Genomic DNA, 25,829 nt, shown 5'->3' on the forward strand with positions numbered 1-25,829 from the left:
TTACTTCGGCAGGTCTTCCTCGCGGTCGGAGAGGTGGGCATGGTGCAAGCGCTGTGCTACCGTGCGCAGGCGTTCCGTATCGTTCTGGAGGATGCGGTGCGTCCAGTCAAAGACGGTCATTTCATCGCTATCCACCTCCACGTTGCGCCCCCACGTGTCGAGGTCGCCCGCGCGCAGGCTCTCGACCAGCTGCTCGCGGGCCTGTTTCACGCGGTCGAGCGTGTCTTCAAACGCACCCTCGGCCCAGCTGTGCTCGTTAGCCACGTCGAGCGCCTCCCGCGAACGGATGCGCGGGAACGCGCCGGACTGTACCATCTCGGCCGCTGGGCGCCGCACGCGCTCGTCGAGATGAGCGATGAATGCATACACTTCAATGATCGCGAGCGTGTCGGGCGTCGGACGCTCAATCAGCAGCTGCACCGGAATGCGATCGGCATACATGCGCATCCCCTCGACTTCCTCCACAAGCATCGCCAGCTGGTCGAGCAGCGACTGTCGGAGTGATTGCGCTTGGTCGGTATCAGCCATGGAAAATCAGGCAGGCCCAGAAAAACATGCGTTCGAGAAGACTACTGCTGTGTCACACTTGAATGATTGGGTTCAGATACGTGTTTTCCCCTCCATTCTACCCTTCCTCCCCAGGGAGGAAGGAACCATAGGACGCTCCCATGAAGTCCCCCTCAGAGGAGGGGGATTTAGGGGGAGGGATTCCGTGTGTTCAAACGACCTAAACAATAAGGTGTGACAGAATCAGGTGTGACAGAGCACTACGCCGGGGCATGATCCGACGCCGGTGGGCCTTTACGGTCGCGCGGGGCCCAGTCTTTGTCGTCGTCAGTCACGCGGGCATCTTCGCGCAGATGGGTCGTGTCCAACCCGTCCATGCCCTCATCAGCCAGCCAGTCCAGGAAATGCTGGTCTTTTACGCTGTGCAGGTTGTTATCCGCCTGAAACGACCACTGCTGCCCGAACTGCGGATCCTTGTACTGGTCGAGGTACTCCAGTCGGTCTTCCATCTGCTCTTTGGGCTTGAGCAGGCGCGTCAGGTCGAAGATCGCCTCGTCGCGGCTCTGGAACGTCATGTCGTACTCTTTCGACATGATGATGGCCTCTTCGGGGCACACCTCCTCGCAGAAGCCGCAGTAGATGCAGCGGAGCATGTTGATCTCGAACCACTCGGGCTCGCGCTCCTTCACGTTGTCGACCTCTTTCGACTGCATCGAGATCGCCATGGGCGGGCAGGCCCGCGCGCAGAGGTTACACGACACGCAGCGCGGACGGCCATTTTCTTCTACGAGCACGGGGCGCCCGCGGTAGCTGTCCGGTGGGTACCACTGCTCTTCAGGATACTCGATCGTATACGTATCCTCATGCGTAATCTTGCGCAACGAGAAGCCGAGCCCCTTAAAGAGCTCAGGGATGTACAGATTCTCCCAGAAGTTGAGGGTGCGCTCATCGCGCGGTTCGTTCGAAGACGGGCCAGCCATGGCAGCGTAACAGGTTGATCGGTGAAACAGCGGGGGCTATAGCGCGGCACTACCGCACGTTGATTTGACGAGAAGCGCGGCACGTGGGTTTCCAGCACGCGCCGTACAGTGCCGGACTTGCTCAGAGATTTAGCACGAACCAGCCAGCGCGAAACGTGATCAGTTCATGCGCGGGTCATCGGGAAACGTGGAGAGCAGCGCATACTCGCCGCCCATCGCCCGCATCACCCGCGACCAGAGCATTTCCGGGTTGGTCTGGAAAACCCACTCGGCGCGCCCTTCTGTGAGTATCCAGCCATCGTCTTCTTCTACCTCGCGGGCGAGCTGCCCGGGCGACCATCCGGTGTAGCCCAGAAAGAAACGGAGGGCGTCGGTATCGGGCTTCTCGTTTTGCACGAGCGCTTCAACCGAGTCGTAGCTGCCGCCCCATTGCACCCCCGGAAGTACTGAGATGCTTTCGGGGATGGCATCGGCGTAGCGATGCACGAAATGCAAGGTTTCGCGCTGCACAGGCCCCCCAAGAAACAGCTGCGGGTCGTGCACAAAGTAGTTATCCATTACATCGCCCAGATGCAAATCAGTGGGCTGGTTCAAGACCAGTCCAAAGCTTCCCTCCGGCGTGTGGTCGCAGAGCAGCACCACGGTACGACGGAAGTTGGGGTCTTGCATCACGGGCGCTGAAACCAGAAGCGTTCCGGGGGTCAGCGTAGACGAAGCGTCGGACATATAGATGAGTGGCGCGGTCGGAAAAGAACGAATAGATTGTGCCATACGCATAATCGTGCGTACGTTTCCACCGAACGGCTCATATTCGAGCAGGCTCAACACCGTAAGCCCCCACGAAGCATGTGCTGCCCCACTGTATCTTTCCGTCTACTCTGTACCCCTCTGTCTTCCCTACATTGCACCTGTCACGCTGCAGCCAGCTCGGGCCTCTCAGCAACGTCGGGGAGGTCTACCTCTGTGCCTACGTCAAGCGGCGGCGTAAATCCGCGCAACCGCAGCGCGTTGCCCAGCACAAAGAGGCTCGACAGCCCCATCGCGGCGGCGGCGAACATCGGATTCAGCAGAACGCCAAACACGGGGTAGAGCGCCCCCGCTGCTACAGGGATGAGCAGCGTATTGTAGATGAATGCCCAGAACAGATTCTGCTTGATGTTGCGTAGCGTGGCGGTGCTCAGTGCATGGGCATTGGCCACGCCTCGCACATCGCCGCTCACGAGAATGATGTCGGCGCTCTCCATCGCAATGTCGGTGCCGGTGCCAATCGCCAGACCGACGTCGGCCTGGGCCAGCGCGGGCGCGTCGTTGATGCCGTCGCCAACAAACGCGACCATCCCTTCTTTCTGCAGACGCGTTATCGCATCCACCTTTTCATCGGGCATAACCTCAGCATGCACCGTGTCGATGCCGAGCTCGTCGGCAATGGCCTGTGCTGTGTGACGGTTGTCGCCGGTGATCATCGCCACGCGCAGCCCGCGCTCATGCAGCGCGTCAATGGCTTCGGGCGTGGAGGGCTTAATCGTGTCGGCAACGGCCAGCGTGGCAACAAGCTGACCGTCGAGAGCGGCAAAGAGCGGGGTTTTGCCTGCGTCGGCCCATGTGGAGGCAGCACCTGCCAGCGCATCCACCGAAAGGTCGAGCGATGCCATGTAGCGGTCGGCGCCCACGTGCACCGCATGCCCGTCTACCGTGCCCGATACGCCCATCCCCGGCTCGGCCTCGAAATTAGACGGCTCGGTGAGCGACAGGCCGTCTTCTTTCGCGGCGCGCACGATGGCTTCCGCAATCGGATGCTCAGACGCCTGTTCGAGGGAGGCGATGAAGCGCAGCACCTCGCGCTTGTCGATGCCTCCCTGCACGTCGATATCCGTTAGCTCGGGCATCCCCTTGGTGAGCGTACCGGTCTTGTCGAGTGCAACGGTGGTCACCTCTTGCATCTGCTGCAGGGCCTTCCCCTCACGAAAGAGTACGCCCATCTGCGCGCCCTTGCCAGAGCCGACCATGATGGAGGTGGGCGTGGCCAGCCCCATCGCGCAGGGGCATGCAATAATGAGCACGGAGACCGCCGCGACCAGGGCCATCGAAAGCGCCGGGGCGGGACCCACGATAAGCCACGTCACGAATGTAAGTGCTGCGACGGTCATCACCGCTGGCACGAAGTAGCGCACCACGCGATCGGCCAGGTCCTGAATCGGCACCTTCGACGCCTGCGCAGCCTCTACCATCTCGATGATCTGCGACAGCACGGTATCGGCCCCCACACGGGTTGCCTCAAAGCGAAAGCTCCCCGTTTTGTTGATCGTGCCGCCCACCACCTCGTCGCCCTCCGACTTTTCTGCGGGCACGGGCTCGCCGCTGATCATGGATTCGTCAACGTACGAGGCGCCCTGAATAATCGTGCCATCCACCGGAATCTTCTCGCCGGGGCGCACGATCACGGTGTCGCCGGGCATCACATCCTCAACCGGAATCTCGTCTTCGATGCCGTTGCGTACCACCCGCGCAGTGCGTGCCTGCAGCTCCATCAGCTGCTTCATGGCGGCGCTTGTGCGACCTTTAGCAACAGCCTCCAGGTACTTCCCGACCAGGATCAGCGTAATGATGACGGCCGCTGCCTCGAAGTATACGTGGGCCGTGCCCTCTGGAAGGAGGTTTGGCACGAACGTAGCAACCACCGAGTAGCCATACGCCGCTGAGGTTCCGAGCATCACCAGGGTGTTCATGTCGGGGGCAGCTGCGCGGAGGGCCGGCCAGCCTTTCTTGTAAAAGCGCAGGCCCGGCCCGAACTGCACAACCGACGCCAGCGCAAAGAAGATCACGTAGAGCGTCTGCTCCGACATCAATTCCATGACCCACTCCTCAAACGGCGGAATCCACATTGTGCCCATGTCCAGGATGAACAGCGGGATTGTAGCCGCTGCGGCGATGGCAAGCGCTCGCTTTAACGCAGTGCGCTCCTGAGCACGGGCATCGCGCTCCGCATCCGCCCGGCTCTGCCCTTCGGAGGTCTCGATGATGTCGTAGCCGGCATCTTCAACGGCGCTGCGCAACGCATTGCGGTCTACACTTCCCGGGGGATGCGTAACGGTGGCGCGGCTGGTTGCCAGGTTCACCTCGGCCTCGACAACGCCCGGCACGGCACGCAGCGCGTCTTCAACACGTCCCACACAGGTAGCGCAGGTCATGCCTTCGACCGTGAGCGTAGACGTAGTGGTGGGCACCTCGTACCCGGCCCCTTCAATCGCATCGACGAGCGATGCGGTATTGATGTCGCTGCCTGCATGTATCGTAGCACGATTGGTCGCCAGGTTCACCTTGGCCTCGTGCACGCCGTCGAGATCACGCACGGCATCCTCTACGCGCTGCACGCAGGCAGCGCAGGTCATGCCATGCACGGGGAGTTCAATGGTACGCACGTTGGTTTTAGTGGACATAGCAGCTACGGAGCGAAGTCGAGGAAAAAAAACCGACCGGGCAGGTGCTTCAGGTCAGGTCATCTCAATGGAGACCAGTTCGAAGCCGGCGTCGTCGATAGCGGCGAAGAGCTCGTCGTGGGCTACCTCGCTGTCATCGTACTGCACGCGGGCCTCGCCGATGCGCACGTCGTCTACGGCCACACCGTCGAGCGCCGTTAGCGCATCGGTAGCCGCTTGAACGCAGTGGTTGCAGCTCATGCCGTCGATTATGAGTGTACTGGTATGCTGTGCCATGGGTAGGTGCGAGTGGTTACTGAATTTGTTTATAGAGAAGGTCCATCACCTCGTCGTAGGTACGCTCTGCAGCATCGGTGTCGCCCGAGCGCAGTGCGTCGGTAACGCATGTCTCCAAATGGTTGCGTGTGATGACTTTGCCCGTGGCGCGCAGCGATTTCTGCACCGAGCTGATCTGGTTGAGGATGTCGCCGCAGTAGCGGTCGTCCTCAACCATGCGCTGCAGGCCGCGCATCTGCCCCTCAATGCGGCGCAGACGCTGCAAAATAGCCTCGCGTTTTTCGTCGTCCATCTGCATAACGTCGGGTACCTTGTGCGTATGATGACGTGCTGTTTACCCTACCCCGGTAGGGTATGTTTCTTGTATGACACGAGGCATCGTGGAAAGCATCGTGGATTGATCTTTACGTCTTGCACTCGGTCACCGCTACGTGTGGGGTTGCATTAGCGCGATCCGACAGATAGATTGATGCTGATTTGCTGATCTCGTATTCACTCGCAGTTGATGGTAACCGGTATGGCACGTTCTGTAGTATCACAGGCGCTTGCGGCAGGGCTGGGAGGAGCGCTGATTGCCATTGTAGGATCTGCTGCTATCGTTGCAGCACTGGCGGGGCTGCCCACGTCGTTTGTAACCTATGCAGCCGGGGCCGGGTTTGTGTTGCTCTGGGGCATCAGCGTATCGCTCGCGCTGCAAGCACGCTCTGGGAAAGGCGCCTGGCGCCAGCTCGTGCTGCTATCCGCTCCCTTTCTGCTTTCCCTGCCGCTCTCCATCACGCTCTACATGCTGGGTTTTCTATCGATTGATGCGGACGCTACGGGCCTTGTAATGGCCACCAAACGCACGCTCGTAGGCGGCGGCTTCGGATCGCTCGTTGCCGGATTTGCAGGATTCTTTCTGGGCTTCTTGGCCTTGGGTATCGGACTGCTCTTCAAGGACGATTAGGCAGCGCAGTAAGGCACGGCACGTCCACTCGATATGATTGCAGCGATCATGTCGCGCGCCACAATCATATCGATGCGGGCAGGAACGCTCAATTCGCCGTGCGGGTTACTGTAGTGTGCATCTATGCTCCCATCCCTTGCGCATATGTCTACCTTGCCCGCCTCCTTGCGCGCCCTCGCCGCTCTCATGCGCACTCGCCGTACGGTAGTGCTCAGCGGTGCAGGTATCAGCACCGAGTCGGGCATTCCCGACTACCGGGGGCCCGACTCACCGCACCGCGAGCGCGCGCCCATCTCGTATCAGGAGTTTGTGGGGGATGGACACGCCCGCCAGCGCTACTGGGCCCGTAGCAGCGTAGGGTGGCCCCGCTTTACCAGAGCAGAGCCCAATGCCGGACACAGAGCACTGGCCCGGTTGGAGTCGGCCGGGTACGTCAGTGGCGTGATCACGCAGAACGTAGACCGGCTCCACCACCAGGCCGGCAGCCGGGCTGTTGTAGAGCTGCACGGCGCCCTCGCCGATGTGCGCTGCCTGCGCTGTAACCTGCGCCTCAAGCGGACCGCCCACCAGCGGCGCCTGCTACAGGAAAACCCAGACTGGCCTCCGCCCGCTGCCACCCTTGCCCCCGATGGCGACGCGGTGCTTCCCGATGCCCAAACCCGCTCGTTTGCTGTGCCCGGCTGTCCGCGCTGCGGTGGGGTGTTGAAGCCTGATGTCGTGTTTTTCGGCGAATCGGTGCCCCGTAGCCGGGTCGACGCGGCCTGGCATCTCTTTGACAATACTGATATGCTGCTGGTCGTCGGGTCTTCGCTCGCGGTCTATTCTGGCTTTCGCTTCGTGCGCCGCGCTGCCAGCGAATCGCGCCCGGTCGGCATCGTGAACCTCGGACCCACACGCGGTGATGCGCACGCTCGCCTTCGCCTGGAAGGCCGTACCGGTACGCTGCTCCCCCAACTCTCTGACCTGCTGGTGACGTAGCATGGAATGGCACAGCCCTCTCTATTTCTGGCTGCTGTTGGCGTTACCTGCCGTGGCAGCGCTCTTCTACCGGGCACGCCAACAGCGCAGCCAGCTACAAGCTTACTTTCAGATACCCCATGCTGTGCAGCAGGACATGACACGGCGGCGCCTCATCAAGGCTGTCGCTGTAGTGCTTGCTACGGGGTTGATCGTGCTTGCGCTGGCCCGCCCTCGTGTAGGAGGGGCCGAGCGCGAAGTGGAGCAACGCGGTCTCGACCTGGTCGTTGCCCTCGACCTGTCGCACTCGATGCTTGCCGAAGACGTTGCGCCCTCGCGCCTGGCACGCGCTCGCAATGAAATTCGGCGCGTGCTCGACCAGCTTGCTGGCGACCGCGTGGCGCTGGTCGTGTTTGCCGGAACGGGTATCGTGCAGGTGCCGCTCACGACCGACTACGCCGCAGTGCGGGCTGTTCTTGGAACCGTGCACCCCGATGATATGCCGGCGCCGGGTACAAACCTCGACGGGGCCCTGCAGGCCGCCCGGCACGCCCTGGAGAATGCCCCGCAGAACCCTTCCTCCGGCCGCCCCGACGCACCCCCTCGTGCACGCGCGCTCCTCCTTCTTTCTGATGGCGACTTCCGCGACACGCATGTGGCGCAGGCTACTGAGCAGACACGCGACATCGCTGTGTTCCCTGCAGGAGTTGGTACCCCGGCCGGTGGGCGCATTCCACAGTACGACGACGGGGGCGACCGTACCGGCTGGATGCGGAGCGACACCGGCGCGCCCATCACCACGCAGTTGCACCGCGACGCACTGCAGCGCCTCATCACAGGCCCTGGCACCTACTACGAACTCGGCCCCGCATCCGGATCGCTCGATTCGTTTGTCGACGACCTGCGTCCGCTGGAGCGCTCGCTCATTGGCATGGAACGGTTTGATGCCTACTACGAGTGGTTTGTGCTCCCGCTGGCGCTGGCACTCGGCCTCCTGCTGCTCGACACGATGCTCTCTGTGCGCATGCCCGCGCATGCTTCCTCCTCGGTCCCTTCGCACCTACCCGTACACGACGGATGAATATTGCGCGCTGGCTTCTTATTCCGCTCCTGTTCGGCGGCCTGCTATCGCACGGTGGCGAGGCCGACGGACGCCGGGGCAATACGCTGTACGAACGCGGCGCCTTTGCCGAAGCCGAACAGGCCTATCGCGAGGGGCTCATCCGGGTGGATGCGGGCGATAGCACCCGAAACGCGGCGCTCTATCATAACCTGGGGGCCGCCCTCTATCAGCAGGGCAGACATGCGGAGGCGGATGAGACCTTCCAGAACGCACGCGACTATGCCACCGATGCCGATGCGCGCGTTCGCATCCATTATAACCAGGCCACCAATGCAGCGCGTGCCGGCAATCGAGAGGCCGCGCTCCGCCACTATCGCATCACGCTGCGCCTCGACCCGTCGCACGACGACGCGCGCCACAACTACGAGGTGCTGATGCGTCAGCAGCCGCCGGCACCTGGACAGGCTGATACGCCAGACGTGGATCCCTCTGACTATGCGCAGCGCTTGAAGCGACGTGCCGAGGCGCTGGCCGCGCAGCGCGACTACAGCGCCGCGCTTATGCTCATGCAGGAAGGGCTCGCGCAAGACTCCACCGTAGCCGCCTACCAGGACTTCATGGGCCGCCTGAACACCATTACCGCGATCGACCGGAATGCCGAAAACGGAGTTCAGCTCGACCGTCTATAGCGCTATTGGCATTGTGTGCGGCGCATGGCTATGTTACGATATTCACACACTGTTTTTTAATACCCCACCCCTTATGCTACGATACATTTGGATTCTTTTTATTGGCGCGGCAGTACTTGCTGGATGCGGGGCAGAAGAGCCCGCCGACATGGAGGAGGCCGGAGCTGAGGCTCCTGCCACGACCGAAGCTACAGACGATGCCCCGCAAGATCTTTTCTGGAGCCGACTTGAGTCGCTCTGCGGACAGGCGTTTGCCGGTGAAGCACTCGACGCGCCGGAAGGCGACAACACATTCCACAACGAAGAGCTGGTGATGCACGTACGTCAGTGCTTTGACGACGAGATCCGCATCCCCTTCCACGTAAGCGACAACCACTCGCGCACCTGGATTATCAGCCCGACCGATGATGGCCTGCGCCTGAAGCACGACCACCGTAACGAAGATGGCTCAGAGGAAGAGATCACGCAGTACGGAGGCGACACCGAAGAGGAAGGCACAGCCAACCGCCAGTCCTTTCCTGCTGATCAGTTCACGGCCGACCTGCTTCCTGCAGCCGCATCAAACGTGTGGACGGTGGAGGTGACCGATGAAGCTTACACGTACATCCTGGTGCGTGAAGAGACCGGCGCACGCTATGAGATTCGGTTCGACCTCACCGAACCCGTCGATCCGCCTCCCGCACCGTGGGGCTACGAAGACACCGCCCCGACCCACGGCGAAGCATAAACGCCTGCCTGGGCACGCGCTGCTGCTAAACAGCGAAAGACAACGAAGAAAGACAACGAAACGCCCCGCAGGGCGCCTTCCCTGCGGGGCGTTTTAGTTTGTAGAAGCGGTAAGTCTGCAGAAGCGCGCGGCGGCTGCGCGCCAGGATGCAGCTACAGATTCTCGCTCGCCGGAATCGGGAACTGCGTCCAGACCGTGTCATCCTCGCGGTCGATGGGCAGCTCATCGAGGCGGTCGTAGCGGCGCACGTCGATCCAGCGGTGCCCCTCGCCATAGAGCTCATAGCGGCGCTGCTCCAGCATCTCATCTAAGAGCGCCTCTTGGGTTTCTTCGCCGTCGTAGTCGGCAAGTCCGGCCGCGTTACGAATCACATTGAGATCGTCAACGGCGTCGCTGAGGTTCCCCTCCCAGATGTTGGCTTCGGCGCGGATGAGCAGCAGTTCAGCGTTGCGCGTAACCGGAATCGGATCAACCTGGGTCTTGTACACGAAAAAGCCCCAGTTTGAGGAGAGGCCATCGGCGGCAAACGCGTCGTCGCGCTCCACGACTTTATCAAAGCGGCTATCGATGATCTCGTCGTTGGCGTCGCGTGCGATGCCTTCGACGTAGCTCGGGTGCGCTGCTAGCAAGTTACCGGACTGCTGCGGGGGGAAGAACCAGGGGTTCACAATGTCGCCGGGCGCGGTTGAGAATACATGGTAGATGCCCTGAGCAAGCGGGGCCTCGTCATCTATAAAGCTGTCTTCAAGCAGCGTGAGGGCCCGTGCGTAGTTGCCCTGGTAGACAGCCACACGTGCAGCGATAGCACGATTGAAAGCAGCAAAACCGGTGGGCGTATCGAAGCCTTCAAATCCTTCGGAGAGCGGAAACTCGAACGCATCGCCCGCGGCTTGCAGACGTCCAAACGCAGAGTCGAGCCGGCTTGCGATGTTCTGCAGTGCTTCGTCATATCCGACGACCGGGCCGACATCGTTGGCCGAGACATCAATGCGGATGCCGTTTTCGAAGGTCAGGTTTGCGTTTAGCAGCAGCTGATAGGCGATAATCGTTTCAGCATAGCCCTCAAACCCAGACCGCTGTGCGTCGCTGAAGAGCGTACCGCCTGCATTGTCAATTGCCTCAAGCATAATCTCGGCGTTTCGCACCACACGGTAGCGCTCGGCCCATGGACGCGTGATGTAGAACGTGTTGTTGTCGAGGACCGAGGAGCCCCGCCCGAGCAGGTCGGCTGTGAAGCGCGGATCGGAGGCGCTGAAGCGATACGCCTCACGCCCGATCATGCTTACATTGGTCAGGTACAGATTGATGTCGGTGCGCATGCCCGCTTCAATACCTACAGCCAGGTTGGCCACCTTTGCGGGGGTTGGGTCTTGAAGGATGTCTTCGAGACTGGGTTCGTTCGGATCCGGGTCGTCGCTGAGCTCCATCAGGTCGCATCCGCTCAACATGAGCAGGAGGACAAGAGCAGAGGTAGCAAAGACGGCGCGCAGTGGTAATGAGGTGTACATAGAAACAAAGGCTTGGTTAGCGATCGCAGAGACGTATGTGCTGGTCAGAAACCGAGTGCAGGCTTACAGCCCGATCCGCAGATGGAAGAAGAGCTCTTTCGACTGCGGGAAGGGGGTTACCTCTACCCCGTTTGAGACAGGCTGCGTGCCAAAGTTATTCACCTCTGGATCGTAGCTCTTATACGGCGTGATGGTGAACCAATTTCGGGCGGATGCGCCGATTCGGACGCTGCGGAGCGACCCGTTGAATGTACGATCGAGCAGACCGGTCGGCAGGTCGTAGAACAGCCCAATTTCGCGGATGCGGAAGTACGACGCATCCTGAACGAACTGTGCTGCCGACACGCCCACGTTGCCAACCCGTTCGGCGCCATCGGGAACGCCACTGTTGTTGCTATCCTCGTCAAAGTCGGGCGACGTCTGACTGAGGTCAAAGAGCAGCTCCGAGAGGTTCAGGTTATCGCCACCTTTCTTCCAATGGGCCAGCACGGAGAGCGTTAGATTTTCGTAGAAGGTGAAGTCGTTTGTAAACGACATCTGAAAGTCGGGCGCTACGTCGCCCAGCTGGAAAACCCCATCGGAGGTTCCGTCGCCATTTCGATCATCGATACCGACGATCTGTGTGGGGCTCTTGCCTTCTTCGATCCGAATTTCGCCGAGCGTGGCTCCGAAGCCTCCACCGAGTGCCCGAAACGCGGGTACAGGAAGCGACGTGACCTCGGCGTCGTTTGCCCAGAAGCTCGTGCGCGAGTTCCAGCTGAACCGGTCTCTCTCTACCGGCACCAGTGCAAGCGTTGCTTCAACGCCCCGGTTCAGCAGCGTGCCGCCGTTGAACGTCTCCAACCGGAAGCCGGTGGAAGCCGGCACCTCACGCTGCAGCAGCTGATCCGTGATCTCTTTGCGGTAGACCGTAAGCGCCAGGTTGGCCCGGTTATCCCAGAGCCCAAGGTCAATGCCTGCCTCAATCTCAGTCTGGCGCTCCGGCTCTACGTCAGCCGATCCACGCTGCGGATTGATGAGCGTGCCTGCAACTCCGCCGATAGACACGGCCTCAAACGAGGTAAACTTGGTTCCAAACCCTGCGATGTTACCGGTCTGCCCGAAAGCAGCACGCAGCTTGAGCTGATTCACAGCGTCGGCCGACCAGAATGCAAAGTTATGTATGTTGAGAGCCGCCGATGCCTTCGGATAGAGGTAGAACCGGTCTACATCGCCGTTCAGCGTGCTCCGGTCTCCTCGTACACCAACCGTGGCAATGACCTGATTGGCAATGTTTACCTCCTCTTGCGCGAAGAAGCTACGATCGTTCTGCACCTCGCGCACCTGACTCGGACTCAGCGATGTAGCCTGATCCAGATTCTGCTGCCCTGGGATGAGGCCACGCGCCACGAAGTTGCTGTTCATCTGATCAATACGCACTCCGGTTACGCCTGCCTGTGTGGTAAACGTCACGTCCGAATCCGAAAGCGTATATGAGTGCACCCCGAGCAGGCGTACATTTGTGTTGATCGAAGTCGTTTCGCCCAGAATAGACGTGCCCGGCTCAGGGCTCGTGCGCTCAAACTGCAGGGTTTCCGGAAAAAGTGCCTCCGACTCTAATGAGAAAAAGTCCGCTCCTGCCTGGCCAATAATACGCAGCGACTGCTGCTCTGTGTTGAAGGCCGTATACTCAACCTGCGCACTTGTGATCGTACGATTTACAACTTCCTGGTTTGTGAAGAGATCGCGCGTCTGTAGCGGATTCGAGGCGTTAAACGGATGGTCAGGATAGTTGCCGTCTTCGTCTGGACGGATGTCGATGAAGTTCGGTGTTGCTGTGAGTGCAACGCCAAATGTTGTTCCTGAGTTATCGTTGCCGGTGAGTCCCCGTCGCGTGTTTGCGTTTACGTAGTTTACCGTTCCGGAGAGTTGGAATCGATCTGACAGGTCGTGATCCAGGTTCAGGCGCACCGAGCGCTTATCGTATCCGGTACGCTCAACGATGCCATCGTCATTTTGGAACAGCCCTGAAAGGAAGAACCGCGTGTCCTCGTTTCCGCCTGAGATCGACAGACTGGTTGTACTCAGCAGCCCCGTGTTACCAAAGAGCTCATCTTCGTAATCGATGAAACGCCCCTCATTCTGAGCCTCCAAGAACAGCGCGCGTCCCTCTGAGCCGAACGCAACCTCAGCCGTTTCGGCCGTAAACTGACGTGTGCCGAGCTTCTTGCGAATCGTCGTTGCGCCCAGCGTCTGGGAGAAATCGACCCGTGTGGCATCGCTTGCTCCGCTCCTTGTGTTGATGATAACCACCCCGTTCGCTGCACGTCCGCCATAAATCGCCGCCGCTGAAGGCCCTTTCAGGATCTCGATCGACTCGATATCTTGCGGATTCAGGTCGGCGATGCGATTCACCGGGTTGTCCTGGTTGCTCCGGCTCCCTCCGGCTGCGGCCTGTGTTACAGCATTCACGTTACTTGGGATTGCCGAGTTGTTAACAATCACGCCATCAATGATGTAAAGCGGCTGCGAGTTGCCGTTAATTGTGGATACACCGCGCAGCTTGACGGACATCCCACCGCCGGGGGCTCCGCTGTACGAACTAATTTCGGCTCCTGCAACCTTGCCACTTAAAGCACCGTCGAGCGTTTGCGAATTGGTGCGCCCAGCCAGATCATTCGATGAAATTGTCTCCACCGAGTTAGCCAGGTTCTCGCGCGCGATGCTGGATGCAAGTCCGGTTACGACGACCTCGTCAAGGCCTACAACATCTGGCTCAAGTGCAACTTCCACCGATGTCTGCCCATCCGCCAACGTGACGGTCGTCCGCTGAAAGCCCACAAACGAAAACACGAGCGTGTTGCGATCAGCGGGCACGGTAATAGTAAATGTACCGTCTGGGTCGGTAAGCGTACCAACCTGTGTATTTTGCACGGTTACGTTTACCCCCGGAAGCGGACTTCCGTCTTCCGCGTCGGTTACCGTGCCTTCTACTGTCGTTTGCGCCCATCCGGTAAGCGGCATCCCAACGAACAAGAGGGCCCCCAGCCAAATTAGCGTCCAGCATGCATGGTCTCGGTGTTTCATAAATGGTACTCCCTGTATCAAGAACGAGAATCTACGCGGCGCCTCTCCTGGCTGTGCTGCTTGTGTCGCATAGCCAGCGCACCATGAGCGCAAGCTCTCAGTCAACAATTGACCGAGCCTGACTGCATGTCTCGCGCCATGCGTTCCGTTTCTCGCTATCGGGGCGAATAGAAACGAACTGCGCGTACAGCACGGTGAGGCGTTTTCATCATAGCATGAATGTATTCTACATCTTCGGCAATGTCAAGAAATAGAAAACGCGAGATTAACGTATCGTGATGCCTCCCCGTAATCAATTAGGGAAATAATGGAGCGGCACGGCTCAGTCTCATGCTTCTTTTCGTGGCCCCTCCCCTCCTACCAATCCATCTTTGTGGAGCTTTGAACGCCTTCTAATCTGTCTGTGACCGGTATCTAACATTCCACTCCATCTTTTGAATTCAGGCTCAACCGGACGGCCTCCTCTCGCTTGAGCAGATCCGAACGGGGCCGTGCCTCCCATCCCTCCGCGTCAAGTAGCCTACATGTTTCGATTATGTTGCATTACAAAGCTCAAAACGATTTTTTAGTCTTGACTAAATTATTTTGCTTGGCTATCTAAATAATAGGATTCGGCAGCCATTCTGGTGGCTGTGATGTTTTTTGAACAGACACAGTGCGATTTATCCATGATGAGACATGTAACAGCGCTCTTTGCTTTAATCCTTATCCTGGGCATGACAGTACCTGCAGCAGGACAGACAGCCGACACCGGTTCACTGGAGGGGCAGGTACTGTCGGAAGAAGACAACGCCCCGCTTCCAGGAGCTACTGTGCTGCTTCCCGACCTTGATCGGGGTACCACAACAGACGAGTCCGGCGCATTCACTTTTACGGATGTACCCGCTGGACCCCAGTCTCTTGAAGTCCGGTTTGTGGGGTTCAAAACCTATCGCACCGACGTCGAGATGCCGCGCGAGGCGCCTGTTGTGATACGCCTGGCCGAAGAAGAGGTAACCTTCGATGACGTTATTGTGACTGGCTCCCCCGTGGGCAACACGCTCTACCAGTCTGCGCAGGCCTTCAACGTAGAAGCCCTGCAGGAACGATCGGCCTCATCGTTTGGCGAACTGCTTGATGGCGAGCCGGGCATCGCCATGCGTTCATTTGGTCCAGCCCCGGCGCGCCCGGTAATTCGCGGGTTCGACGGTGACCGCGTGCTCATCCTCGAAAATGGCCTTCGGATGGGCGACATTTCGAGCACAGCCCCGGACCATAACATCACGCTCGATCCCATGGCCGCTGAGCGTGTCGAGATCATTCGCGGTCCATCGAGCCTGCTCCATGGGTCCAGTGCTATCGGAGGCGTAGTAAACCTCCTCACATCGGATATCCCTCGCAACTGGACGCCCGGCACGTCCGGCACGATCACGATGGAAGGGGCATCGATGAACAACGCACTGAGTGGACTAACGCGCGTGCAGCATGCAGACGATACCTGGGCAACCACAGCTCGCCTTTCGTATCGGGATGCCGGCGATGTACGCACCCCCAATGGATTACTTCCAGGAACAGCGATCAGTAATCTGGAAGGCCAGGCCGGCTTCGCATACGAAGGCGCTGCACTGAGCAGCGGTCTTTCCTTTTCAGCGATTGATCATACGTTTGGGCTGCCTGAAGGGATCGACGATTCTGACGAAAGCGCTGAAATCCGGATGGACCAGCAGCGCATTCAGGGGGAAGCAACATGGCAGTTAAACCAGTTTGTGAAAGATGCCACGCTGCAATTTCAGGGCGCTCGTTTATTCCAGCAGGAAGTTGAAAGCGAAATAGAGCCCGATGGTACCATCGACGAAGATGTGGAGCTCGAATATCTCCGCTACTCGGGCAATGCGACCTTGACGCTGCGCCATCGCCCGGTTGGCATTCTGGATGAGGGAGCGCTGGGTGCCGATGTCTATCTCGGCACGACCGACCTTGGCGGCGATGACGCATTCAGTCCGGGCATCTCGCAAGAAACAGTAGCACTGTTCACGTTTCAGGAGGTCCCCCTGACACAAACGACCCGTCTGCAATTCGGTGTCCGCGCCGAGACGCAGTCTGCCCGTACGCGTCCCAATGACGACTTCCCGGATATCGATGAGCGTGTGCAGTCACGTGCGCTTTCGGGATCTATTGGCTTGAACGTGCGCCCTACTTCAAACGTTGAGATCGGTGCCCAGGTAGCGCGAGCGCACCGCTTCCCTCTGGTTGAAGAGCGCTTCGCCGATGGCGTGCACTTTGGCGCGAGTTTATACGAGGAGGGCGACCCCACGCTCGGTACCGAAATCGGACTGGGCACCGACCTCTTTATGCGGTGGAGCAACGACCGGATACGCCTCAATCTCGCTGGCTTCTACACACGTATCGATGACTTCATCGCGTTTGGCCCGACCGGGGAAACCTTTGAAGACACGCAGGGACGCGTGTGGGACGTTTTTCGCTACCGTGCAGCCGATGCTCGGCTCGTCGGGGGCGAAGCACAGGTGCATACCCGACTCACCGAGGCGCTATCGCTTGAGGGCCATCTTGACTACGTGCGGGGCTCGCGCATCGATAGTGGCAATCCACTCCCGACGATGCCCCCACTTCGCGGCACGTTGCGTGCCCGCTACGATACCGGTCGCTGGTGGGTAGGGAGCCGACTGCGCATGGTGGATACCCAGGATCGCGTTGCACCTGACGAGCTCTCCACCGACGGATACACGCTCGTGGATGCGCAGGCCGGACTCCGGCTGGATGCGAACGGGCTGCACCGTATCACGCTTCGCGTCGATAATGTAACCGATGCGCTGTACCGCGACCACCTGTCACGGATCGACCGGAGCGAGTTCGGGTTTCCGATGCCGGGACGCAATATGAGCGTGTCGTATCGCTATGCGTTCTGACTTGCGCTAATATACATTTCAGCTACTATCTGTCTTTACACGCCAACGCATAGCGCGTTAGGAACCTGTTTTGATCTCTCAATTCGGGCCCCGAGCGGCTCCGCTCGGCTGCAGACCAAAACCCAAACAGGTCCTAAGTCGGCCTGCCTGTAAAGCACCTGATTATAAGGAACCAGGCTGTGCCAATACAAGCTATGCCAATACAAAAAGACGGGCACCAGTGGAACGGGTGAACCACTGATGCCCGTCTTTATTTTTTTGGCAATACCGCACGCAGTGCCACATCTGCAATGCCGCATCTGCAATGCCGCACGGAGACCATTTCAGCGCTCCATTACGCATGAAACGTGTGCGTAAACAGGTTTTACACCATTAAGTGTTAAGTGCCTAAATAGCACCTATTTTCCTGTTCATCGGCAGCTTCTACTGGATCACGATGCTGCGCACGGTGCGCAAGCCGTCTTGGCGTCCTACGCGAAGCTCCGTGCCGTCTGCAGCAATGGCCCTGACCAGCTCTACCCGGATTACGCGTCCGGGTGTAGCATCTTCGAGTATATCAATCTCCACAGGACCAGAATCGAGGTTAGCCGTGTCATCAGGATCCTCGAAGGTAATCGTGAAAGGATTGGCGACAACCTCGTAGTCAACCCCTTCTACGGCAGCATCGCTGGGGGCCGGGCTATTAATTACAAACTCGACCTCAACGTCTTGCTGTATCGAAGTGGGACGGAGGAACGCATTAAAGCCTGCGGTTTCGCCACGCACCCCGTCTACCGAGGCTGTGCTTCCAAACTCAACGTAGGCACGGCTGTCGGCTGTTTGGTTAATGTCAACAGGGAGTTCGTAGTCATCGCAGCCCATTAGCAGCAGGCTGGCCAGCAGAAGTGCTGACACGTATGTGGCAAGGTATTTAGTCATGGTACAAGAACAGTAAAGTATTATGGATAGACGAAGTAGAAAAACATGGGCTGATGGTTACTCACCCTCAAACCACATGGGCACGTCTTCCAGTCCGATGAACGGCGCTGCATTTTCTGCATTGGCTGTGCGCTCGTTGTCGGGAAGCGGATAACGACGGATTATGGTATTGAAAATCGCCTCTTGCGGAAGCTCAAGAGCAGGCACCTTGGTGCGGCGCCAGTTCGTCCACCCTTCAGGATTTTGACCTGTTAGCGCAACATAGAGCTGCTCTTGAATAACCTCTACTTTGTCACTTGCATTGTCGTATCGGTCGAGGAGTCGTCCGATGAAGGCATCTTTCTCTGCGGCATCAATTGCTCCAGGCTGTCCGTCATAGAAGTCCATGCTTGCACGTACTCCGGCTTCCAGCTTGTCACGTCCGCTCGATCCCGTTTCTTCAAGAAACTCTGCTTCCAGAAGCAGGATTTCTGCCGGATTGATCAGGATTTCCGGATAATCGGGGCGCATGATGTTGAGGCTCACAAACGAGTAGTCTCCCCCCAACACACCGGGAGGGCTCCCCGCGAATATGGGATTGCCATCGTCATCAAGCTCGGGCTCGTCATCATCGTCGAGCAGCGGATCGAAGAAGGTAGCACGGCGCGGATCTTCGTCACGATTCATGATCTCGATCACCGGTTCGCCGGCGTGAATCCATATGTTTTCCCCACCTGAGAACTGATTCAGCAGCTTCCAGAGGTTGTTTTCGTTACCCGTTTGGTCGAAGAATGGGATGCGTGCGATATCTGCTACGCTTCGGATCATGGGTCGCCCGAGCTGAGCGTTGATCTCACCATCTACCGAGGCACCGCCATTCCGCAGCAGCATGAGCGCACGCATCTGGATGGAGTTCGCAAAGCGTTCCCACTGCTCCATATTTCCTCCGTAGATGAGATCTGAATCCTCAATAACAATCGGACTGTCCGTGATTCGTCCTTTTGCTTCTTCGAGCAGGTCTATGATGCCACGAAGCACGTCCTCTTGCTCGTCATACGACGGGCGTGCGATGTCTGGATCGATGGCTTCGGAGAAGGGGATCGGACCATAGAGCTCAGTTGCCTGCAGGTACGACCAGCCCGACATGATCTGCGCCTGAGCCACAATGTTATCGAATCCGTTTGCTTCAGCATCCTGAACAATCAGGTCGAGCTCTTTTAGCTGACTCTGGTAGATGCTATTCCACGTGTTACCGGCACTGAACGGACTTACAACGTAGCGCTCCGGGTTATTAAAGACTCCAGCTGCTCCGGCCGATGACCACACCTGTGGAAAGAAGTTGACGTCTGCTTTGAACTCAATGGCACGGTTACTGGCTGTATTCGCCAGAATAGTGGGAAAGAGAAGCTCCGGGTCAGCTTCGGTAGCTGCGTTCGGATCTTCGTTGATATCAAGAAAATCATCGCAGGCCGTCAGTCCAACTGCGACCAGCACGATGAGAAGTAATCTGAGTGTACGCATAGTTACCAATGTATCTGAATGCTTTGAAAAGAGAGTACTGTGTCAGCTCTTCAGGATGCAGGGCCCTTCTCTCGCGTAGGAGATGAGGCCACCGGGCATCCTGTGAGCTTGTTTTCTCTCTTTAAAAGGTAAGGTTGACAGACAGGCTGATCGACCGCGTCTGCGGCACCGTGCCAAACTCGTATCCTTCACCGATTGCCCCTGAGCCAAAGATATTGGTCTCGGGGTCGATATGCGGGATGTTGCTGTAGAGCAGCAGCAGGTTATTGCCTGAAAGGGCAATGTTTGCGTTCTGGATCAGCGTTCCTGCAATGAGTTCCTGCGGAAGCGTATATCCAATACGAGCCGAACGCAGCTTTACATAGCTTGCGTCGAACACGTTGCCCTCGATGATGCTGGCATCTGCGTATGCGCCCCAGAATGCCTGCATGCTTGTTACGGGCACATCGTTGTCTACAAACTGCCCATCGCGTTCAACAACAGCTTCGGTATCGATGAAGGTACCATCGCGGTTAATTGCGGTCTCTTCAGCAAGTCCGGCCCGGCGGAGTGCGCCAACCGTGTTTGAGAAGATGGACCCTCCATTCTTCCAGTCGATGTTGAAGCCGAGTGAGAACCCACGGTAGTTGAACGTATTGCCAAACCCGACACGGAAGTCAGGATAGAGATCTCCGATCCGCGTGTCTTCTCCCGAACGGCGAAGTCCAGTCTCAGGATCGACAACTGGGCGACCGGTTTCAGGGTCACGCTCCCAGCCAACACCGTAGATACCAAGCGACTTGCCTTCTTCGGCTCGGATCTGGAAGCTGTTGAAACCACTCTGTACGGTAACCTGATCGACGCCTTCTGCCAGCTCGACAACCTCATTAATGTTCGTCGCAAACGAGGTGCTTACGCGCCACGAGAAGTCGCGTGCGGCAATGGCCGTTCCCGAAAGGTCAATCTCGACTCCTTTGTTCGAGATCGTCCCGATGTTTGTGCGGCGCTGTCCAAACCCGGTAGACTGCGGGCGCGGGATCGAGATGATCTGGTCTTCGGTGCGCTGGCTGTAGTACGTGGCGTCCAGCACCATGCGTCCGTCAAAGAAACGCGCTTCGGATCCAACCTCCCACGAGATCTGGTTCTGTGGCTTCAGGTCGGTCGGAGGGATTGTGTTCGTAGCTGTGAACCCGGTCCGTCCGCCAAACGGGAACGAGTTGCCCGTTCCAAACTGCCCGAAGATATTATTAACCGGGAAGAACCGGAAGTCCAACTGGTATGGGTTTTCATCGCTTCCCACCTGTGCATAGTTGGCCCGAAGCTTCAGGTACGATAGATACCGCCCGCCGAAGTCAAGGGCATCGGTAAGCACAACGCTTGTATTCACCGAGGGATAAAAGAACGAGTTGTTCTCCGTCGGCAGCGTTGAGCTCCAGTCGTTACGACCGGTCAACGTCAGGAACGCCCAATTCTGGTACCCGAGCGTAACGTCGCCGAACACGCCAACGATGCGGCGCTGCTGGAAAACGTTCGACGGTGAATTTGAGTTGGCGTTGCCGAAGTTGTACAGCTCGTCAACAGAGAGCTCTGTTGCGTTATTTCGAACGCGCTGGAAGGTCTCCTGGTTGATGTTGTTTCCGGCGATTGCGGTGAGCGTGAGATCCGGCGTCAGGTCGTAGTCGAACGTAACGAGGAGGTTCGAGTCGATCTGCCGCTCTTGGAGCACCTCATCTGTAAAGTTTCCATCTTCACGTCCAATCGTACCAACCCGGTTGATTCGGCGGCGATTCTCCGTATAGATGTCTGTACCGATCCGGTACGTTATATCGAGGAACGAGAACGGTTCGAGTCCAATTTCTCCGGATCCGATGAAGCGCTCTACATCGTTCGTAAACGGATTCTCATTGGCAATCCAGTATGGGTTGTTGGTCTGGGTTCCCAGGTTGCGCTGTTCAAGCGTTTCCGGATCAATGTACGGAAGCAGATCAGACTGCGCGATAGTACGTGGCAGTCCGTTTATAATGCCGACCAGTGTATTCGGGTCATTGCCTCCGGCCGCTACTCGGCCTTTCGTATCCGTTTTGATGTACTGCGCATTCAGCCGCGACCGAAACCCATTTTCGAGCCGCGTTCCCATGTTCGCTGTCAGGTTGACGCGGTCGAGCCCGCTTTCTGGAGCAATCCCCGTCTGCGTCATGTACGTCAGCCCCAGCCGATAGTCGGTCGTAGCCGTGCCACTGGTAAACGACACACTTGTATTTGACATCGTACCGGTTTCCCAGAAGTCGGATACGTTGTCGGGCTGTGCCTGCAGGGAGACAATTTCTCCGCGGAAGTCTTCGACCTCCTGGCCGGCAATACGCGGCCCCCAGCCATTGAGGCTGGTGATGTTGTACTTACCGATGCTCCCCTGCGCAAAGTCGTTCTGGTAGTCGGGAAGACGTGCCGGACGAGAAGCTGTCAGCGACGAGGAGAACTCTACCGAAGATGCTCCCTCGAACCCCCGCTTTGTTGTGATAATAATAGCGCCATCTTTGGCCCGCTGCCCGTAGAGAGCGGCGGCGGCCCCCCCTTTCAGGACAGTTACCTCCTCAATGTCTTGGGGGTTGATGTCGCCGGCGCGGTTGCCTGTATCGAACGAGCCGGTAATCCGCGTTCCATCAAAGGCAATGTTGGAGTTTGAGATGGGCACACCATCGATAACAAAGAGCGGTTGGTTGTCTCCGGTTAGCGACGCCACACCACGGAGCGTAATTCGCGTGCTTCCCCCAACATTACCCGACTGCTGCGTAACGTCAACGCCGGGGATACGACCAGAGAGCGCGCTTACGATGTCTTCTTGGTTGCCTTGAATCAGATCTTCGCTGCGCACAGTCGATGCCGAGTACCCAAGCGAGCGTTCCTGGCGCTCCACGCCGAGGGCGGTAACGATGACCTCGCCCAGAACGTCTAAGTCAGAGGTGAGCGTGAAATCAGCAGTAACTGTCTCGCCAGCTACTACCTCCACATCACGCTCTTCGGGAATGTATCCGACAAAGCTAACGCGGACCGTATACGTTCCTGGAGGCACGTTGAGCTCATACTCACCGTACCGGTGATGGTGCCGTCTTGTGCAAAAACGAGCCCAGGTGCCAACAGCAGCACCACGAGCCCGCACAAGAGCTTTGTAGCTAATCTGTTCATAGTGTCACGTCCTCTGTCTGTTTGGGAGTAATTGTGGGTGGTTGAGCACCGGAACGACGGCTTTCCTTTCCCGAAGCGTGCTCAGAAGTCAACGGACTTCCGCCGCATGTTTGCAATGCTCATAAAGAAAAAAGCATGCTCGTGCCACTAAAGGGCACGAGCTGCTCTGTACGCAGGAGTCGTAATGTATACAAGTACAAAAAATGCAGTGAACGGGTGCATCAGATTGCACCTTGTTGTATTGCTTTACTCCGTTGGCCTTCGCGTTGCTTACTCATCAAGCTTCAGGTTGAGGCCCCAAAGTATGTCCCGCGCTTAATAGCGAACAACCGGTTATATATTCAAACCTGCTCTCTACTTGCTCTACAACACCTCAGCGACCGAGCGAGGAGATGCCTAATCGGGCGCTAAGCTTTTTTGCAAGGGAGTAATGACCGGCTGAGTACTTTTGAGGCAAGCTATTGCCAGTACACATATATTGCATATGAATTAATTTACTATAAAGGTAAGCCAGAGCATTGTCAAGAGCCTGAGGCGACGAAAAATCTGAGAAACGATGTTTTTGGTGTAGCGGAGTCGTGATATTAGTTTGCAGAAACGTACCGCATGTACACAAAATCTATCTTTTCAGTACTCAAGATACGACACGTGCTATCCCTGAAATGATCGAGGCATCAAGGGATGACTGCCGGCGAGATGCCGATTGGAATCTAACGACTGTCTGAACGACTATCTGTAAGTGCGAAGTGTAAGTGCCAAGTAGGTCGGTAGAGATGTACCGTGAGAAAGATGCACAGCGACGAGACTGGTGATCTGTGGTGTGTCACCAAGACTATTCGACTCGCGCCACCGGATAGCGCGTTCTGGGAAACGTTTTTATTAGGGAAGCGATCACCCAGGATGTAGTCATTGCCAATGGTCCTACTCATCAACTCCGCATGCTCCATTCGTGTATGGATTGGTGTATGGAGATGTGGACGGCCGCACTAAGAGCCTGTTTGGGTTTTGGTTTGTAGGCGAGAGCGAGCGCCGCTGAAGCGAAAATTGGACCCCGATGGCGGTTCGTAGCCGGGGCTACGGGCCGACATTGGGGGCAATTTGCACCAGGGGCATGACCTTCGGCCCCAGTCCAGCGCCGCCGCTCGGAGCCCAAATTAAGAAATCAAAACAGGTTCTAAGGCCCATAAAAGAATCTCTGGGCATGTCATTGCGAGGAGCGCCAGCGACGCAGCGCTGTGAGCGTAGCGAGGAGCGCCAGCGAGTAAGTGCCTTTAGGGTGCAATCTTGTGCCTTATAAGTAGGATAAACCACTTCAACTGACGTATGAGATCGCCGCGTCGGTCGCAGGCTACTTCCTCGCGATGACAAGGGGTTAACGTATTTTCGCCGACTTACTTAGCCGCAACGTCTGTCCTTCCACCCGTTCATCCCCATATCGAACAAATCATGCAGACAGAATAGGACGTGAGTGTACGTATGAATTTTACGGTCAGTCTTCTCCTGGTGAAGAAGGGCGTCCCGATCCAGAGAGGCGCTGGTGACGAATGTCTTTGCCCTCAATCAGAAAAACCACGCCCTGGGCGATGTTTTTTGCGTGGTCGGAGATGCGTTCGAGCGCCTTGCTTACTGCAATCAAATAAGCCAGCGCCTCTGCTTGGTCAGGATTGACGCGCATTTGCTCAATGAGATGCGACAGGTTATCGGCATGGAGCCGGTTTACCTTTTGATCACGCGCAATAACCTCGCGGGCCTGAAGACGATCGTGATTCAGAAATGCCTCTTCTGCTCCATGGAGCATGCTTCGGGCCAGGTCGGCCATGCGGGGCGTTGTCGTAGATGCGATCAGGCCGGGGTAGGGAGCCAGCGGAGCCGCGTTACGCGCCAAGTTCCGGCAGTGGTCGCCGATGCGCTCAAAGTCGGTGTTGATCTTCACAGCCATTATGAGCATGCGCAGATCCGCCGCTACGGGCGTGTGCAGTGCAAGGATACGTTCGCATTGCTGGTCAATCGTCAGCTCCAGCGCATCCACTTTGCTATCGCGCGATGCGACTTCTTCGCCGGCTTCTGCATCGCCCTCAATGAGCGCATTCATTGCATGAGCCAGCTGTTCGTCCACCAGAGCCGCCATCGTGACCAGATGGCGACGTAAAGCGTCGAGCTCGCGATCAAGCTGGGGCCGGGGGCCATGTGAGGAAGATGCTGGAGTAGACATAGCACAAAAAATATTCAGAGGGGGGCATAACCTCTTCCATAGAAGGTATTTATCCGAAGCGCCCAGTTACGTACGCTTCGGTACGTTCTTTCTTTGGTCGCGTAAAGACTTGCTCGGTATCCCCCATTTCAATTAGACGCCCCATATACAGAAATACGGTTTCATCGCTCACGCGCGAAGCCTGCTGCATGCTGTGCGTTACAATTACAATGGTATAATCTTCTCGAAGCTTACTAATTGTATCCTCGAACTTTCCTGTCGCTACCGGATCAAGTGCGCTTGTCGGCTCATCCATTAGCAAAATATTAGGCTTTACAGCGAGAGCTCGTGCGATACAGAGCCGCTGTTGCTGCCCTCCGCTGAGGTTGTACGCGCTGGAATGAAGGTTATCCTTGACCTCATCCCAGAGCGCAGCCTGACGAAGACACTCTTCGACCAGAACGTCTTCGTCTCCTGTATAACCGTTTATGCGTGCGCCCCACACGATATTTTTGTATATCGTTTTCGGAAACGGGTTAGGCTTCTGAAATACCATTCCGATGTGCCGGCGCACCATCACCGGATCTGCCCTATAGATATCCTGACCTTCTACGTCAACGGTACCCTCTAACGTGGTATTGGGGATCAACTCATTCATGCGGTTGAAGCAGCGAATGAGCGTACTTTTCCCGCATCCCGAGGGACCAATAAGTGCTGTAACGTGGTTTTTTTTAACCTCCATCGAGATGTCTTGGAGGGCATGGGTCCCATCGCCATACCAGAAGTTCAGGTTCTGAACGCGAATTTTGGTAGGCACCTCGTCTCGCGTGTCATCGCTGGAAGGCGTCAAGGACGCTGTAGAATGGTCGCGGGCAGCGGCCTTTTCGTCTGAAGAGACATTGTTAGAGGATGGGGGCGCTCCCGTATCCGCGGCCGAGGAGTTTGCGGGCGTACCTGCGTTTGGAGCATTAGAGGAAGCCATAGGACGTCAAGAGT

General features: G+C 57.6%; 19 protein-coding genes. 6 read left to right on the top strand and 13 right to left on the bottom strand.

Annotated elements, in window-relative coordinates; genetic code table 11:
- The 6 genes from ACZ48V_RS14300 to ACZ48V_RS14325 form a co-directional block, all read right to left on the bottom strand.
- Positions 1 to 528, bottom strand: coding sequence for a hypothetical protein (locus tag ACZ48V_RS14300; protein ID WP_464540216.1), 528 nt, complete (start codon positions 526 to 528; stop codon positions 1 to 3).
- A 239-nt stretch (positions 529 to 767) separates the two neighbouring features.
- Positions 768 to 1,487, bottom strand: a complete 720-nt coding sequence (locus ACZ48V_RS14305; protein ID WP_464540218.1) for a NuoI/complex I 23 kDa subunit family protein — start codon at positions 1,485 to 1,487, stop codon at positions 768 to 770.
- Between the two features lie 159 nt (positions 1,488 to 1,646).
- Positions 1,647 to 2,213 (bottom strand): YqgE/AlgH family protein, encoded by a 567-nt coding sequence (locus ACZ48V_RS14310; protein WP_464540220.1) that lies wholly within the window; start codon positions 2,211 to 2,213, stop codon positions 1,647 to 1,649.
- 185 nt (positions 2,214 to 2,398) lie between these two features.
- Complete coding sequence (locus tag ACZ48V_RS14315; protein WP_464540222.1) at positions 2,399 to 4,924, bottom strand: heavy metal translocating P-type ATPase; 2,526 nt, start codon at positions 4,922 to 4,924, stop codon at positions 2,399 to 2,401.
- A gap of 54 nt (positions 4,925 to 4,978) precedes the next feature.
- The gene (locus ACZ48V_RS14320) at positions 4,979 to 5,200 is read right to left on the bottom strand and encodes a heavy-metal-associated domain-containing protein (RefSeq protein WP_464540224.1); all 222 of its coding nucleotides are present in this window, start codon (positions 5,198 to 5,200) and stop codon (positions 4,979 to 4,981) included.
- A 16-nt stretch (positions 5,201 to 5,216) separates the two neighbouring features.
- Positions 5,217 to 5,492, bottom strand: a complete 276-nt coding sequence (locus ACZ48V_RS14325; protein WP_464540226.1) for a metal-sensitive transcriptional regulator — start codon at positions 5,490 to 5,492, stop codon at positions 5,217 to 5,219.
- 225 nt (positions 5,493 to 5,717) lie between these two features.
- Between ACZ48V_RS14325 and ACZ48V_RS14330 the strand changes: the two genes are divergently transcribed.
- From ACZ48V_RS14330 to ACZ48V_RS14350, 5 genes are all read left to right on the top strand, one after another.
- On the top strand, positions 5,718 to 6,146 hold the full coding sequence (locus tag ACZ48V_RS14330; RefSeq protein WP_464540228.1) for a hypothetical protein: 429 nt from the start codon (positions 5,718 to 5,720) through the stop codon (positions 6,144 to 6,146).
- A 144-nt stretch (positions 6,147 to 6,290) separates the two neighbouring features.
- Positions 6,291 to 7,124 (top strand): NAD-dependent protein deacetylase, encoded by an 834-nt coding sequence (locus ACZ48V_RS14335; RefSeq protein WP_464540230.1) that lies wholly within the window; start codon positions 6,291 to 6,293, stop codon positions 7,122 to 7,124.
- Between the two features lies 1 nt (position 7,125).
- Positions 7,126 to 8,184 (top strand): VWA domain-containing protein, encoded by a 1,059-nt coding sequence (locus tag ACZ48V_RS14340; protein ID WP_464540232.1) that lies wholly within the window; start codon positions 7,126 to 7,128, stop codon positions 8,182 to 8,184.
- Positions 8,181 to 8,855 carry a hypothetical protein gene (locus ACZ48V_RS14345; protein ID WP_464540234.1) on the top strand — a complete coding sequence of 225 codons (675 nt, stop codon included), beginning with the start codon at positions 8,181 to 8,183 and terminating at the stop codon, positions 8,853 to 8,855. Before ACZ48V_RS14340 ends, ACZ48V_RS14345 begins: the two co-directional genes overlap by 4 nt.
- Before the next feature lie 73 nt (positions 8,856 to 8,928).
- Positions 8,929 to 9,582 carry a hypothetical protein gene (locus ACZ48V_RS14350; RefSeq protein ID WP_464540236.1) on the top strand — a complete coding sequence of 218 codons (654 nt, stop codon included), beginning with the start codon at positions 8,929 to 8,931 and terminating at the stop codon, positions 9,580 to 9,582.
- Positions 9,583 to 9,734: 152 nt separating this feature from the next.
- Here the strand turns inward: ACZ48V_RS14350 and ACZ48V_RS14355 are convergent, their stop codons facing one another.
- Complete coding sequence (locus ACZ48V_RS14355; RefSeq protein WP_464540238.1) at positions 9,735 to 11,090, bottom strand: RagB/SusD family nutrient uptake outer membrane protein; 1,356 nt, start codon at positions 11,088 to 11,090, stop codon at positions 9,735 to 9,737.
- Positions 11,091 to 11,153: 63 nt separating this feature from the next.
- Positions 11,154 to 14,156 (bottom strand): SusC/RagA family TonB-linked outer membrane protein, encoded by a 3,003-nt coding sequence (locus ACZ48V_RS14360; protein WP_464540240.1) that lies wholly within the window; start codon positions 14,154 to 14,156, stop codon positions 11,154 to 11,156.
- Between the two features lie 716 nt (positions 14,157 to 14,872).
- On the opposite strand from ACZ48V_RS14360, the gene ACZ48V_RS14365 reads away from it, so the two are divergent.
- Positions 14,873 to 17,062, top strand: a complete 2,190-nt coding sequence (locus ACZ48V_RS14365; RefSeq protein ID WP_464540242.1) for a TonB-dependent receptor — start codon at positions 14,873 to 14,875, stop codon at positions 17,060 to 17,062.
- Positions 17,063 to 17,485: 423 nt separating this feature from the next.
- On the opposite strand, the gene ACZ48V_RS14370 is transcribed toward ACZ48V_RS14365, so the two are convergent.
- The 5 genes from ACZ48V_RS14370 to pstB all read right to left on the bottom strand — a co-directional run bounded on the left by ACZ48V_RS14370 (position 17,486) and on the right by pstB (position 25,815).
- A complete protein-coding gene (locus tag ACZ48V_RS14370) occupies positions 17,486 to 17,980 on the bottom strand; it encodes a hypothetical protein (protein ID WP_464540243.1) in 495 nt (164 codons plus the stop codon).
- A gap of 57 nt (positions 17,981 to 18,037) precedes the next feature.
- The gene (locus ACZ48V_RS14375) at positions 18,038 to 19,480 is read right to left on the bottom strand and encodes a SusD/RagB family nutrient-binding outer membrane lipoprotein (protein ID WP_464540245.1); all 1,443 of its coding nucleotides are present in this window, start codon (positions 19,478 to 19,480) and stop codon (positions 18,038 to 18,040) included.
- Between the two features lie 121 nt (positions 19,481 to 19,601).
- Entirely contained in the window at positions 19,602 to 22,616 is a 3,015-nt protein-coding gene (locus ACZ48V_RS14380; protein ID WP_464540247.1) for a SusC/RagA family TonB-linked outer membrane protein, read from the bottom strand.
- 1,515 nt (positions 22,617 to 24,131) lie between these two features.
- Positions 24,132 to 24,854, bottom strand: coding sequence for a phosphate signaling complex protein PhoU (phoU, locus tag ACZ48V_RS14385; protein ID WP_464540249.1), 723 nt, complete (start codon positions 24,852 to 24,854; stop codon positions 24,132 to 24,134).
- Positions 24,855 to 24,903: 49 nt separating this feature from the next.
- Complete coding sequence (gene pstB / locus ACZ48V_RS14390) at positions 24,904 to 25,815, bottom strand: phosphate ABC transporter ATP-binding protein PstB (protein ID WP_464540251.1); 912 nt, start codon at positions 25,813 to 25,815, stop codon at positions 24,904 to 24,906.
- Between the last annotated feature and the right edge of the window lie 14 nt (positions 25,816 to 25,829).

Source organism: Longimonas haloalkaliphila (assembly GCF_055379825.1).

Bases quoted from the DNA above. Each gene is read 5' to 3' on its own strand.
- ACZ48V_RS14340 (WP_464540232.1), top strand. From the start codon at position 7,126: ATGGAATGGCACAGCCCTCTCTATTTCTGGCTGCTGTTGGCGTTACCT.
- ACZ48V_RS14365 (WP_464540242.1), top strand. From the start codon at position 14,873: ATGACAGTACCTGCAGCAGGACAGACAGCCGACACCGGTTCACTGGAG.
- ACZ48V_RS14345 (WP_464540234.1), top strand. From the start codon at position 8,181: ATGAATATTGCGCGCTGGCTTCTTATTCCGCTCCTGTTCGGCGGCCTG.
- ACZ48V_RS14330 (WP_464540228.1), top strand. From the start codon at position 5,718: ATGGCACGTTCTGTAGTATCACAGGCGCTTGCGGCAGGGCTGGGAGGA.
- ACZ48V_RS14370 (WP_464540243.1), bottom strand. From the start codon at position 17,980: ATGACTAAATACCTTGCCACATACGTGTCAGCACTTCTGCTGGCCAGC.
- pstB (WP_464540251.1), bottom strand. From the start codon at position 25,815: ATGGCTTCCTCTAATGCTCCAAACGCAGGTACGCCCGCAAACTCCTCG.
- ACZ48V_RS14350 (WP_464540236.1), top strand. From the start codon at position 8,929: ATGCTACGATACATTTGGATTCTTTTTATTGGCGCGGCAGTACTTGCT.
- ACZ48V_RS14335 (WP_464540230.1), top strand. From the start codon at position 6,291: ATGTCTACCTTGCCCGCCTCCTTGCGCGCCCTCGCCGCTCTCATGCGC.
- ACZ48V_RS14310 (WP_464540220.1), bottom strand. From the start codon at position 2,213: ATGTCCGACGCTTCGTCTACGCTGACCCCCGGAACGCTTCTGGTTTCA.
- ACZ48V_RS14360 (WP_464540240.1), bottom strand. From the start codon at position 14,156: ATGAAACACCGAGACCATGCATGCTGGACGCTAATTTGGCTGGGGGCC.
- phoU (WP_464540249.1), bottom strand. From the start codon at position 24,854: ATGTCTACTCCAGCATCTTCCTCACATGGCCCCCGGCCCCAGCTTGAT.
- ACZ48V_RS14325 (WP_464540226.1), bottom strand. From the start codon at position 5,492: ATGGACGACGAAAAACGCGAGGCTATTTTGCAGCGTCTGCGCCGCATT.
- ACZ48V_RS14315 (WP_464540222.1), bottom strand. From the start codon at position 4,924: ATGTCCACTAAAACCAACGTGCGTACCATTGAACTCCCCGTGCATGGC.
- ACZ48V_RS14355 (WP_464540238.1), bottom strand. From the start codon at position 11,090: ATGTACACCTCATTACCACTGCGCGCCGTCTTTGCTACCTCTGCTCTT.
- ACZ48V_RS14375 (WP_464540245.1), bottom strand. From the start codon at position 19,480: ATGCGTACACTCAGATTACTTCTCATCGTGCTGGTCGCAGTTGGACTG.
- ACZ48V_RS14320 (WP_464540224.1), bottom strand. From the start codon at position 5,200: ATGGCACAGCATACCAGTACACTCATAATCGACGGCATGAGCTGCAAC.
- ACZ48V_RS14300 (WP_464540216.1), bottom strand. From the start codon at position 528: ATGGCTGATACCGACCAAGCGCAATCACTCCGACAGTCGCTGCTCGAC.
- ACZ48V_RS14305 (WP_464540218.1), bottom strand. From the start codon at position 1,487: ATGGCTGGCCCGTCTTCGAACGAACCGCGCGATGAGCGCACCCTCAAC.